11 protein-coding genes are annotated in these 13,027 nt (G+C 63.5%); 6 read left to right on the plus strand and 5 right to left on the minus strand.

Features of this window, described 5'->3' with window-relative positions; all coding sequences use genetic code 11:
* The first annotated feature begins 19 nt into the window (after positions 1-19).
* From HZS63_RS00555 to HZS63_RS00580, 6 genes are all read left to right on the plus strand, one after another.
* Complete coding sequence (locus tag HZS63_RS00555; protein ID WP_180682075.1) at positions 20-1,009, plus strand: Bug family tripartite tricarboxylate transporter substrate binding protein; 990 nt, start codon at positions 20-22, stop codon at positions 1,007-1,009.
* 413 nt (positions 1,010-1,422) lie between these two features.
* Entirely contained in the window at positions 1,423-2,454 is a 1,032-nt protein-coding gene (locus tag HZS63_RS00560; protein ID WP_180682076.1) for an ABC transporter substrate-binding protein, read from the plus strand.
* A gap of 66 nt (positions 2,455-2,520) precedes the next feature.
* Positions 2,521-3,363 (plus strand): ABC transporter ATP-binding protein, encoded by an 843-nt coding sequence (locus tag HZS63_RS00565; RefSeq protein WP_180682077.1) that lies wholly within the window; start codon positions 2,521-2,523, stop codon positions 3,361-3,363.
* An 11-nt stretch (positions 3,364-3,374) separates the two neighbouring features.
* Positions 3,375-4,142 carry an ABC transporter permease gene (locus HZS63_RS00570; RefSeq protein ID WP_180682078.1) on the plus strand — a complete coding sequence of 256 codons (768 nt, stop codon included), beginning with the start codon at positions 3,375-3,377 and terminating at the stop codon, positions 4,140-4,142.
* 228 nt (positions 4,143-4,370) lie between these two features.
* Positions 4,371-6,365, plus strand: a complete 1,995-nt coding sequence (locus HZS63_RS14075; protein ID WP_281364016.1) for a methyl-accepting chemotaxis protein — start codon at positions 4,371-4,373, stop codon at positions 6,363-6,365.
* Between the two features lie 53 nt (positions 6,366-6,418).
* On the plus strand, positions 6,419-7,252 hold the full coding sequence (locus HZS63_RS00580) for an urease accessory protein UreD (RefSeq protein ID WP_180682079.1): 834 nt from the start codon (positions 6,419-6,421) through the stop codon (positions 7,250-7,252).
* Positions 7,253-7,283: 31 nt separating this feature from the next.
* Here HZS63_RS00580 and urtE read toward each other — a convergent pair whose 3' ends face one another.
* The 5 genes from urtE to urtA all read right to left on the minus strand — a co-directional run bounded on the left by urtE (position 7,284) and on the right by urtA (position 12,965).
* Entirely contained in the window at positions 7,284-7,988 is a 705-nt protein-coding gene (urtE, locus tag HZS63_RS00585) for an urea ABC transporter ATP-binding subunit UrtE (protein ID WP_180682080.1), read from the minus strand.
* A 9-nt stretch (positions 7,989-7,997) separates the two neighbouring features.
* Positions 7,998-8,873 carry an urea ABC transporter ATP-binding protein UrtD gene (gene urtD, locus HZS63_RS00590; protein ID WP_180682081.1) on the minus strand — a complete coding sequence of 292 codons (876 nt, stop codon included), beginning with the start codon at positions 8,871-8,873 and terminating at the stop codon, positions 7,998-8,000.
* On the minus strand, positions 8,870-10,012 hold the full coding sequence (gene urtC / locus HZS63_RS00595; protein WP_180682082.1) for an urea ABC transporter permease subunit UrtC: 1,143 nt from the start codon (positions 10,010-10,012) through the stop codon (positions 8,870-8,872). The genes urtD and urtC overlap by 4 nt, the downstream gene beginning before the upstream one ends.
* Before the next feature lie 23 nt (positions 10,013-10,035).
* On the minus strand, positions 10,036-11,595 hold the full coding sequence (gene urtB, locus HZS63_RS00600) for an urea ABC transporter permease subunit UrtB (protein ID WP_180682504.1): 1,560 nt from the start codon (positions 11,593-11,595) through the stop codon (positions 10,036-10,038).
* A gap of 86 nt (positions 11,596-11,681) precedes the next feature.
* On the minus strand, positions 11,682-12,965 hold the full coding sequence (gene urtA, locus HZS63_RS00605; protein WP_180682505.1) for an urea ABC transporter substrate-binding protein: 1,284 nt from the start codon (positions 12,963-12,965) through the stop codon (positions 11,682-11,684).
* Between the last annotated feature and the right edge of the window lie 62 nt (positions 12,966-13,027).

Here is a 13,027-nt window from a genome sequence, read left to right on the forward strand (position 1 = left end):
ACACAACAAGGAGACCACCATGACCACTTCCCGATACCTGCGCCGCACCCTGCTGATGCTGGGCATATCCACCGCCATCACGCTGGGCGCGCTGGGCAGCGCCGCCGCCCAGGCCTGGCCCACCAAACCCGTCCGGATCGTGGTTGGGTTCCCGCCAGGCGGGGTGGCCGACCAGATCGCCCGACTGGTGGCCACCCCACTGGCCGAAGCCATCGGGCAGCCCGTGCTGGTCGAAAACCGGCCAGGTGCCAACGGCAACATCGCGGGCGATGCGGTCGCCAAATCGCCTGCCGACGGCTACACCCTGCTGATGGCCTCGGGTGGCATGGTGTCGGTCAACCCCCACATTTACAGCCGAATGTCGTTCGACCCCGTCAAGGACCTCGTGCCCGTGGCCTCGGCCGCGCGCGTGCTGGTGTACCTGATGGCCCGTCCGACGCTGGAAGTCTCTTCGGCACAGGAGCTGATCGCCATGATGAAGGCTCAACCAGGCAAGCTCTCCTACGGTTCGGCCGGTAACGGCAGTTCGCCTCACATCGCCGGCGAGATGTTCAAAAGCCAGGCCGGCGTGTTCGCGGTGCACGTGCCGTATCGTGGTGCTGCCCCCGCCCTCAACGACCTCATGGGTGGCCAGATCGACTTCTACTTCGATCCCGGCATCGGCCTGCAACACGCGCGCGCCGGCCGCACCAAGCTGCTGGCCGTGGGCAGCCTGAAGCGTTCGCCGCTGTTTCCCGACGTGCCCACCCTCGATGAACTGGGTCTGCGAGGGTTCGATGCCGATACCATTTTCGGCTTCTATGCACCCGCGGGCACCCCGACCGGCGTGATCACCCGGCTCAACCGCGAAATCAACCAGATCCTGAACACCGCCCCTGTACGCGAGCGCATCACCACTCTGGGCGGTGAAGCCCTGCCGCTGAGCCCTGCCGAGTTCGGGCAGCGTGGCGCTCAGGACTCCGAGCGTTTTGGCGCCATCATCCGGGAACGCAACATCCGCGCCGACTGATCGCCTCCCCGCTCAGGCATCAGCCCCCCAGGCCGGGCTCCGCTGTTGCGGAGCCCGGCCTGGGCGTTTGAGGGTTTCCCCTGTGCGCTTTCTGGGCCAGAAGAAATCATAATCTGTATACAAACTTGTGCACGAAAAATCTCCCTGACAATCGATAAGGGTTAACCATGAGCTTCAACACCTCAAAACCCAGTAGCAAGCCAGCAGATTTTTCATACACACTTGTAGTGCATGGATGCACCAGCCCCGTACTCAACCCCTCGAGCCTGAGGCTCCCACAAATGCAGTGTTTCCATGACATTTTGTATACACCTCTGTGCTCAGAAAAGAGGTAAGAGCTGGCACCGATCTTGCTGGACGGATTGGAGCCCATCCTGACCTTACCGTTACCTTTTGCCGTTCCTAGAAACCTCATGAACAAGCGCCATTTCCTGCAAGCCACCGCCGCTCTGGCGGTTGCCGTCACCTTGGGTTCGGTTCATGCCCAGACACCGATCCGCTTCCAGCTCGACTGGCGCTTCGAAGGCCCAGCCGCGCTGTTCCTGCACCCTGCCGCCAAGGGTTATTTCCGTGATGTAGGCCTGAACGTGACCATTGACTCTGGCAATGGCTCCAGTGGCACCGTGACGCGCGTGGCCTCGGGCACCTACGACATGGGTCTTGCAGACCTGGCCGCTCTCATGGAATTCCACGCCAACAACCCGGACGCCCCGAACAAGCCGGTGGCCGTGATGATGGTCTACAACAACACCCCCGCGGCGGTACTGGCCCTCAAGAAGAGCGGCATCAGGACGCCCGCCGACCTCAATGGCAAGAGGCTCGGCGCCCCGGTCTTCGACGCTGGCCGCAAGGCCTTTCCCATCTTCGAGAAGGCCAACAACGTCAGCGGCGTGACCTGGACCTCCATGGACCCGCCGCTGCGTGAAACCATGCTGGTCCGTGGGGACATCGACGCCATCACGGGTTTTTCTTTCACCTCGCTGCTGAACCTGGAAGCCCGTGGCGTCAAACCCGAAGACGTGGTCATCATGCCCTTCGCGGATCATGGCGTGAAGCTGTATGGAAATGCGATCATCGCCTCGCCCAAGCTGATTCAGGAGAATCCGGCCGCGATCACCGCCTTCCTGAAGGCGTTTGTCAAGGGTGCCCAGGAAGTCATGGCCAATCCGGCGATGGGCATCGAATCGGTGAAAGCCCGCGACGGCATCATCAACGTGGCCCTGGAAACCCGCCGCCTGCAACTGGCGATCGACTCGGTGATCGCCAGCCCCGATGCGCGCCGAGAAGGCTTCGGCCAGATCAACCCGGGACGCCTGAGCCTGATGGCCAGCCAGGTGTCAGACGCCTTTGGCACCCGCACCCGTGTGAACCCGGCCACCGTCTGGAATGGCTCGATGCTGCCTCCCGCCGCCGAACTGGACATCCTGCCGCCGGCCAGGCGCTGACGCTCACCAGACCGACAATACGGGCCAGCCTCCGCAGGGTGGCTGGCCCTTTTTGCAGGAGCACGCATGAACGACACGGTCAACACCGCCTCCACCTCACAGCCCTTCGTGGATTTCGACCAGGTCTGGCTGGCTTACAACGAGGACCTGCTGGCCCAGAACATTTTTGCGGTGGAGGACATCAACCTCAAGGTGAACAAAGGGGAGTTCATTGCCATCGTGGGGCCTTCGGGCTGCGGCAAATCCACCTTCATGAAACTTGCGACGGGCCTGAAAATGCCCAGCAAGGGCCAGATCACCATCGACGGCCAACCGGTGACCGGGCCGCTGAAGATTTCCGGCATGGCCTTCCAGGCGCCGTCGCTGCTGCCGTGGCGCACCACACTGGACAACGTGTTGCTGCCGCTGGAGATCGTGGAGCCCTACCGCAGCCAGTTCAAGGACCGCCGCAAGGAGTTCGAGGAGCGTGCCAGCAAGCTGCTGACCAGCGTGGGGCTGGGCGGCATGGAAAAGAAGTTTCCCTGGGAGCTTTCAGGCGGCATGCAGCAACGCGCCAGCATCTGCCGGGCGCTGATCCATGAGCCCAAAATGCTGCTGCTCGACGAACCCTTCGGTGCGCTGGACGCCTTCACCCGTGAAGAGCTGTGGTGCACCCTGCGCGACCTGTGGGAGGCACAACGCTTCAACGTGATCCTGGTCACACACGACCTGCGCGAGAGCGTGTTCCTGGCCGACACGGTGTACTGCATGAGCAAGAGCCCGGGCCGGTTCGTGGTGCGCCGCGAAATCCCCATTCCCCGCACCCGCGACCTCGAAGTGACCTACACCCGCGAGTTCACCGACATCGTGCACGAGCTGCGCGGCCACATCGGCGCCATGCGCAAGGCTGGCGCAGCCATGCACCAGTGAAGGGGCCTGGCATGAAAAGAAAACACATCGAACGCTGGTCTCCGCTGATCCTCCTGCTGGCCATCATCGTGGTCTGGGAGGCCATCACCCAAGGGTTTGGCGTTTCGGAATTCATCTTCCCCAGCCCCTCCCGGATCTGGGAACAGACGCTGGAACACAAGACCACGATCCTCGGCCATGCCTGGCGCACCTACTGGGTGACCATGGCGGGCTTCGGCATTGCCATCGTGGTGGGGGTGCTGCTGGGCTTCCTGATCGGTTCCTCGCGCCTGGCCTACGCCGCCATCTACCCGCTCATGACGGCCTTCAACGCGCTGCCCAAGGCGGCCTTCGTGCCCATTCTGGTGGTGTGGTTCGGCATCGGCATCGGGCCCGCCATCCTCACGGCGTTCCTGATCAGCTTCTTCCCCATCATGGTGAACATCGCCACCGGGCTGGCCACGCTGGAGCCCGAGCTGGAAGACGTGCTGCGTGTGCTCGGCGCCAAGCGCTGGGACGTGCTGACCAAGGTTGGCCTGCCGCGCTCGCTGCCCTATTTCTTCGGTTCGCTCAAGGTGGCCATCACGCTGGCGTTCGTGGGCACCACGGTGTCGGAAATGACGGCGTCCAACGAAGGCATCGGCTATCTGCTCATCTCCGCCGGTAGCTCCATGCAGATGGGCCTGGCCTTCAGCGGCCTGCTGGTGGTGGGCATCATGGCCATGGTCATGTACGAACTGTTCAGCTGGATCGAGAAACACACCACCGGCTGGGCGCACCGCGGCAGCCAGGCGGCGTGAGCGAAGGCCAAGCCATCCCGCTGCGGCCGGTTTGTGGGTCGTCGCTCTGGGTAAAAACGCAAGGGCATCAGCTGGACGATACGCATCCTCCTACACTATCATCGCGCGGGCCGGTGGAGTTGCGGCCTGTTGCTCGCACATCGAGAGCGCTCGTTTTCCCTAGGATTCCCCCGTCAGCCACGTCCTTTGAAATTCACCGTCATGAGGCCTTCCACCGAAAAATCCCGTTTGAGCTGGGGCCTGGCCCGCAATTTGGTCGGCGTAGCGATCCTCCTGATCGTCGGACTGACGTGGTTTGGATATTCCATGTATCACGATGAAAGGGAGATGACGCTTCGGTCGTACGCCCACGACAACATGAAGTTGATCGCCATGATCGAGCATGCCAGACAATCCGGCCAAAAAGGGGCCGAAATCCAATACGAAAGGTTCGAACAAATTTTGTCGCCCAGCGGCCTGGAATATTCCGAAGAATCGGGTCAAGGGGAACTCAAGCACTTTGGCATCCCCCTCAAGGACAATTTCATCCTGGTCGACATGTTCACCGAAAGAACCGGTGCAGTCGCCACCGTTTTCGTTCTCGAAGGGGACGACTTTCGTCGCATCAGCACCAGCCTGAAAACACAAGATGGATCGCGGGCTGTCGGGACATTGCTGGGCCAGCAACACCCTGCCCATGCACGGTTGATGCGAGCAGAGCCGTACACGGGCCGCGCCGTGCTGTTCGGCAAGGAGTACATGACCCGTTACGTCCCGATCAAAATCCAGGATCGAGTGCGAGCGGTATTGTTCATCGGGTATGACCTGAGTCAGGAACTTGCATTTCTCGGCAAGCTGCTTCAAGTCAACAAGAGCGATACTCGCGCCGTCGGGATCTTGGACATTGGCACCGGGCCCCTGCAGGGTCGCTGGCGAGGGGTCGATTGGCCGGCCCTCGACGGCGACAATCCCTTGTTGTCGCAGCTGCGGCAGACCGTCAAGGACGGTCAGACACATGGCATATGGAGCCTGGAGCGTGTCGGCGATTTGACGGGCCCCGTCAATTTCGTCTGGCATGCGGACCCCGAATGGCAATGGGTCGTCTTCAGCGCCGAGCGCAATGCCGATACCGTACGTACATCGTTAGAAGATCTGGCCATCTTGGCCGTCCTCACGGCCCTCATCATCGCTTTGGCCACGATACTGCTGGCCCGCTTCATCCGAAACCGGATCAACATGCCCTTGGCATCGGCAGAAAGCCTGTTGGCCGCCTTGGAATCGGGCCAATTGACCGCCAGCGCCCCAACCGTTCGGCATCACGATGAGATTGGCCGCGTATTGCTGCATGCCCACAAACTCCAACTGGCGTGGCGCGAGATCGTGCGTCGCATCAGCACCGACAGCACCTTGGTGGCGGCCGCGACCGATGAAATCAGTCAAGGCAACCAGAACCTGTCGGCGCGCACCGAGAGTGCGGCGTCCAGCCTGGAGCAGACCGCCTCCAGCATGGAGGAGCTGACCGAAGCGGTGCGCCACAGCGCCGAAGCGGCGCGCACCGCCAACCAACTGGCGCTGCAGGCAGCCGAGCAGGTGCGCGCCGGCAGCCAAGTCACGCAACAGGCGGTCTCGTCGATGCGAGGCATTGAAACCAGCAGCCAAAAAATCGCCGACATTACCCAGGTCATCGATGGGATTGCGTTTCAGACCAACATCCTGGCGCTCAACGCAGCGGTGGAGGCGGCGCGCGCAGGTGAGACGGGCCGCGGCTTTGCGGTGGTCGCTGGCGAAGTGCGTCAATTGGCCCAGCGCAGCGCACAGGCGGCCAAGGAGATCAAGGCCCTGATCGAGCAAAGCGTGGGGCAAATCCGCGCCGGCAGCCAACAAGTGGGCGAAGTGGGACAGACCATGCGCGAAATCGTGCAGTCCATCCAGCGCGTGGCAGACATGATCGGCGAAGTCACAGCGGCGGCCACCGAACAGAGCGAAGGCATCGGCCAAGTCAACACAGCGATAGGACAGCTCGACCAGATGACGCAGCAAAACGCGGCGCTGGTGGAGCAAAGCACAGCAGCAGCCCAAAGCCTGCGCGAACAAGCGCAGCGGCTACAGCAGGCGGTGGCTTTTTTTGATACCGGCGATGAGCGCATCGTGTCAACAGCTGCTCCAGCGTTGGCGGTGCCGGGTCAGGCCACCGGCGCAACGCCGCCCAGCCTTGGCCAGCGCAGCGAGCCGACATTGGCCTGAGAGAAGCCGCCAAACTATGAGCCCGGCAGCCTGAGACCTCTTGCCCTCCGCACATGGCCTGGCAAGCGTCACTGGATCTGGCCTACCGGCTGGACAGCAATGGCAAAACCGTGCTGGCGCACCGGCACGACGGACCCTTGCGGGTGTTTCACAGCCTGTACCCGGAAGGCCCGGGCATCTGCCACAACGTGATCATCCACCCCCCTGGCGGACTGGTGGAAGACGACACCCTGAGCATTCGGGTGGACGTGGCCAGTGGCGCGCATGGCCTGGTTTCCACGCCTGGCGCCACGCGCTTTTACCGATCGGGTGGGTTGCCCGCGACGCAACAGGTGCGCATCTCACTGAAGCCTGGGGCCCGGCTGGAATGGCTGCCGCTGGAAACCATTGCCTACCCCGGCTGCCACGGCATCAACACCCTCGACGCCCAACTGGCCGAAGGCGCCGAGTGGATCGGCTGGGAGGTGACCGCACTCGGTTTGCCCGGCTCTGGGCAACCGTTCGATTGCGGCTGTCTGCACCAGCGCCTCAGCGTGCAGGGCTGCTGGCTGGAACAGGGCCGACTGGACGCGACCGATCAGCGACTGATGCACTCGCCCATGGGGTTGGCGGGTCACCGCTGCCTGGGCACGCTGTGGCTGGCCACCGGCTCCGCCCTGGAGCGGGCCCGACGCGAGCGCCTGCTGGAAGCGATGCAGGCCTTGTTGCCAGACACGCTGCAGCCCGTGGCGGCGGGCGTGACCTGCCCCAACGATCGGGTGATGGTGCTGCGCGTGCTGGGCCCCCTGGTCGAGCCCGTGATGGCCTTGATCCAGACCGCCTGGGCCACCTTGCGCCAAGAGGCATGGGCACTGCAAGGCACCCCCCCGCGGATCTGGCAGGTCTGAGAGTGGCTGCCCCCCGTCAGAGCATCGCCTTTCAGATCGCCACCCGCTGGCGTATGCCCTTTTCGGCCATCTCAGCCCCCGGTCCGCTGGCAATCACCTCGCCACGCTCCATCACCAAATATTGGTCGGCCAGCTCTTCGGCAAAGTCGTAGTACTGCTCCACCAGCACAATGGCCATGGGCTCGCCGTTCAGGCCTTCCTGGGCGAGCTTTTTCAGCACACGGCCGATGTCCTTGATGATGTTGGGCTGGATGCCCTCGGTGGGTTCGTCGAGCACCAGCAACTTGGGCGACGACGCCAATGCACGGGCTATCGCCAGTTGCTGCTGCTGCCCGCCTGACAAGTCGCCTCCTCTGCGGCCCAGCATCTGCTGAAGCACCGGGAACAGCTCATAGAGTTGGGGGGGTATGGGCGTGCTGGCCTTCTTGGTGGCCAGGCCCATGAGCAGGTTCTCGTGCACGGTGAGGCGAGCGAATACCTCGCGCCCCTGGGGCACGTAACCAATGCCAGCACGCGCGCGTTCATAGGGGGTGGCCTTGGTGATGGGCTCGCCGTCGAAGGTGATCTGTCCGGTGCGAATCGGCACCAGGCCCATCAGGCTCTTCAGCAGCGTGGTCTTGCCCACGCCGTTGCGCCCCAACACCACGGTGATCTCGCCCGCTTGGGCGGTGAGGCTGACCCCGCGCAAGATATGCGAGCCGCCGTAGTACTGGTGTATCTGGTCGATGTGCAGCATGGTGGTCTTTCAGCGGCCGAGATAGACCTCGATCACGCGCTCGTCGGCCTGCACCTGGTCGAGCGTGCCTTCGGCCAGTACCGAGCCGTCGCACAGCACGGTCACTTTTTCGCTGATGGCGCGGATGAAGTGCATGTCGTGCTCGACCACCACCAGGCTGTGCTTGCCTTTCAGGCTCAGGAACAGCTCGGCGGTGCGTGCGGTTTCCTCATCGGTCATGCCGGCCACGGGTTCGTCCAGCAACAACAGCTTGGGCTCCTGCATCAGCAGCATGCCGATTTCCAGCCACTGCTTCTGGCCGTGACTCAGGTCGCCGGCACGGCGGGTCACCGCGTCTTGCAGGTGGATGGTGGTCAGCACTTCGGCCAGACGGTCTTTCTGCTCACCGTTGAGTGCAAAGCGCATGCTGGACCAGACGCCTTTGTGCGTGGCCAGCGCCAGCTCCAGGTTCTCGAATACGCTCAACTCCTCGAACACCGTGGGCTTCTGGAACTTGCGGCCTATGCCCAAAGCGGCAATCTCTGGCTCGTTGTGGCGCAGCAGGTCGATGGTGGAGCCGAAGAACACGGTGCCGCTGTCGGGCCGCGTCTTGCCGGTGATGATGTCCATCATCGTCGTCTTGCCGGCGCCGTTGGGGCCGATGATGCAGCGCAACTCGCCGGGGGCAATGTCGAGATTGAGCCCATTGATGGCCTTGAAACCGTCAAAACCCACGCTCACGTCCTCCAGGTACAGGATGCGACCGTGGGTGAGGTCCACTTCCCCCGCCTTCAGCGGCCGCGAAAACGACACGCTGCGCCCCGCCGCTTCGGTCAGGCCACTGGGCTTCCAGCCGCCCCAGCGGTTCAACTGTCTGGACACGGCCGCTTTCAGGTCACCGGTCATGATTGGCCTCCCTGGCGGCCACGCACCCGTGCCTTAAGCGATGTGGCCAAGCCGACCACACCTTGCGGCATGAACAGCGTCACCACGATGAACAGCCCACCGAGGAAGTACAGCCAGTATTCCGGGAAGCTCACGGTGAGGATACTCTTGGCCCCATTGACGATGAAGGCGCCAATGATGGGCCCGATCAGCGTGGCTCGCCCACCAACGGCCGCCCAGATGGCGATCTCGATGCTGTTGGCCGGGCTCATTTCGCCGGGGTTGATGATGCCCACCTGCGGCACGTAGAGCGCGCCGGCCACGCCACACATCACCGCCGAAATCACCCAGATCGTGAGCTTGTACGGCAGCGGGTTGTAACCGCAGAACATGACGCGGCTTTCGGCGTCTCGAATCGCTTGCAGCACCCGACCGAATTTGGACTGCACCAGCCAGCACGCCCACAGGTAAAAGCCCAGCAGCGTAAGCCCGGTGAGCACGAACAGCACCATGCGCATCTCGGCGGTGGCCAAGGGCATGCCCAGGATGCGCTTGAAGTCGGTGAAACCGTTGTTGCCGCCAAAGCCGGTTTCGTTGCGAAAAAACAGCAGCATGGCCGCAAACGTCAGCGCCTGGGTGATGATGGAAAAGTACACGCCCTTGATGCGCGAGCGGAAGGCAAAATAGCCGAACACAAACGCCAGCCCGCCCGGCACCGCCACGATCAGCAGCAGCGTTGCCAAGAAACTGTCGCTCAACGCCCAGTACCAAGGCAGTTCCTTCCAGTCCAGGAACACCATGAAATCGGGCAGCTCGCTGCCGTACACCCCATCGGTGCCGATCTGACGCATCAGGTACATGCCCATCACATAGCCACCCAGCGCAAAAAAGAGACCATGGCCCAGACTCAGGATGCCGGTGTAGCCCCAGATCAGGTCCATGGCCAGCGCGCAGATGGCGTAGCACATGATCTTGCCCAGCAGGCCCACCATGTAGTCGCTCAGGTGAAAAGGGCTGCCAGTGGGCACCCACAGGTTGAGCACCGGGGCCACGGCACTCACCACCAAGAGGGCCATCAGGATGGAACCCCAACCGGAGCGGGTGAGCAGCGGCCCTTTTTCGGGCAGGGCCACGGGAGAAGAAACGGGGATTGCAGTCATGTCGGTTTCCGATGGGCGTGGGTTCAGGCCTGCCGCCCCTTGAGGGCAAAGATGCCCTGCGGCCGCTTCTGGATGAAGACGATGATGAACACCAGTACCGCGATCTTGGCCAGCACCGCACCAGCCCAGCCTTCAATGAACTTGTTCAGCAGGCCCAGGCCCAGCGCGGCATACACCGTGCCCGCCAGCTGGCCCACCCCCCCCAGCACCACCACCATGAAGCTGTCGATGATGTAGCCTTGGCCCAGGTCCGGTCCTACGTTGCCCACCTGACTCAGCGCCACGCCGGCCAGCCCGGCAATGCCGGAGCCGAGTGCAAAGGCATAGGTATCGATGCGGACCGTGTTCACCCCCATGCACGAGGCAATGGGACGATTCTGTGTGACGCCGCGCACGAACAAGCCCAGCCGCGTGCGGCTGATGAGCAGCGCCACCGCCAGCAACACCACCATGGCAAACCCGATGATGATGATGCGGTTCCAGGGCAGGGTCAGGTTGCCCATCACCACCACGCCCCCGCTCATCCAGCTGGGGTTTTCCACCGCCACGTTCTGGGCGCCGAACAGGCTGCGCACCCCCTGCATCAGGATAAGGCTGAGGCCCCAGGTGGCCAGCAGGGTTTCCAGCGGGCGGCCATACAGCCAGCGAATCACGCCCCGCTCCATCACCGCGCCCACCAGCGCAGACGTCAGAAACGCCACGGGCAAGGCAGCCAGCAGATACCACTCGAAGGCCCCCGGCAGGTACTGGCGAAACAACCCTTGCACCACATAGGTGGCGTAGGCGCCGATCATGATCAGCTCGCCGTGGGCCATGTTGATCACGCCCATGAGGCCATAGGTGATGGCCAGCCCCAGCGCCGCGAGCAGCAGGATGGAGCCCAAACTGATGCCGGTGAACATCTGCCCCGCGATGTTGCTGCGCATCAGCGCACGGTCCACCGTGGCCAGGGATTGGGCAATCGCCGCTTTGACGGCGGGATCGGTTTCGGCTTCCAGTTGGCGCGCCAGCATGCTGCGCACAATGGTCTGACCCACATCGGCCAGCGCTTCGGCGGCCGCCAGCCGTTGCGCCGGGTCGCTGCTGGTCAGCCACAGGGCGGCACGGGCGTCCTCCAGCGTGCGGCGGGCACGGCTGTCCAGCTGGCTGGCGTACGGGGGCGACAAGGCGTTGTCGATCAACGCCAGTTGCGAGTCGTCCGGGGAGTTGAACAGATTGGCCCGCAGGCGCAGGGCCGCCTCGCGCTGGCGCCGCACATCGTCACCCAGCAAATCCATGCCCGCCAGGGTGCGCTGCACGGCACCCCGGAAGCGGTTGTTGATCATCACACTGGAGGCCCCATCGGCCGTGACGGCCTCCCCCGTCACGGCGTCGATGGCAGCATCTCCTTCCACGATGAGCACCTGTTCGCCGCGCACCTTCACCGCCTCTCGCGCCATGGCGCGAATCAGCGCCTCGGCCCGCTCATCGCCCGAGGCGGCCAACCGGCCCATGACCTCGATGCGATCGGAGGTGTCGCCCTCGGCAAAGGCCAGGGCGTCTTCCGGGGTGAGGGCCAGCACCGCACCGGACCAGGCCAGCATCAGGCCCACGAGCAGCCCCGCGAACAGGCTGCCAGGGCGGTGCATCACTCCCCACAAGGCTTGCAGACTCATCGTGGCGCTCCCGCTCAGGCGGATTTCTGCGGGGTGTCGGGTTTCTTGTCGTTGCCTTCGATGAACGGGCTCCAGGGCTGTGCTCGCACCGGGCCTTTGGTCTTCCACACCACGTTGAACTGGCCGTCCGCGCGCACTTCGCCGATGAACACCGGCTTGTGCAGATGGTGGTTCTTCTCGTCCATCTGGATATCGAAACCGCTCGGCGCTTTCATGGTCTGGCCGCGCATGGCCACGCGCACCTTGTCCACGTCGGTGGACTTGGCCTTTTCCACGGCCTGCTTCCACATGTTGATGCCCAGGTAAGTGGCTTCCATCGGATCGTTGGTCAGCGGGCGGTCACGGTGGCCGGGGATGTTCTTGGCCTTGGCGTAGGCCGCCCACTTCTTGGTGAACTCGTCGTTGGCCGGGCTCTTGATGCTCATGAAGTAGTTCCAGGCGGCCAGGTGACCCACCAGCGGACGGGTGTCCACACCGCGCAGCTCTTCCTCGCCCACGCTGAACGCCACCACCGGCACGTCGGTCGCCTTCAGGCCCTGGTTGCCCAGCTCGCGGTAGAACGGCACGTTGGAGTCGCCGTTGATGGTGGAGACCACCGCCGTCTTCTTGCCCTGGGCCGAGAACTGCTTGATGCGGGCAATGATCGACTGGTAGTCGCTGTGGCCGAAGGGGGTGTACTCCTCCATGATGTCGGCATCGGCAATGCCCTTGGACTTCAGGAAGGCCCGCAAGATGCGGTTGGTGGTGCGGGGGTACACATAGTCGGTGCCCAGCAGCACGAAGCGCTTGGCGAAACCACCGTCTTCGCTCATCAGGTATTCCACGGCCGGAATGGCCTGCTGGTTGGGTGCGGCGCCGGTGTAGAACACGTTGGGGCTCATTTCCTCGCCCTCGTACTGCACCGGGTAGAACAGCAGGCCGTTGAGTTCTTCGAACACCGGCAGCACCGACTTGCGGCTCACCGAGGTCCAGCAGCCGAACACGGCGGCCACCTTGTCCTGCGTCAGCAGCTGGCGGGCACGCTCGGCAAACAGCGGCCAGTTGGAGGCCGGGTCCACCACCACGGCTTCGAGCTTGCGCCCCATCACACCGCCCTTGGCATTGATCTCGTCGATCGCCATCAGCACCGTGTCTTTCAACACGGTTTCGGAAATGGCCATGGTGCCCGACAAACTGTGCAACACCCCCACCTTGATGGGGGTGTTGGCCTGGGCGCGGGCAGGCCAGGCGGCCAGGCCGCCAACGGTACCGACGGCCGTGGCCGCCGACAGGGCTTTGAGGGTGGTACGACGCTTCATCATCTCAGGGCTCCAAACATGAACAGGGGGCGGACTTGCCGCTGGGAACCCTCACTTTCAGG

It is taken from the genome of Tepidicella baoligensis, from assembly GCF_013432195.1.
Lineage (GTDB): Bacteria > Pseudomonadota > Gammaproteobacteria > Burkholderiales > Burkholderiaceae_C > Tepidicella > Tepidicella baoligensis.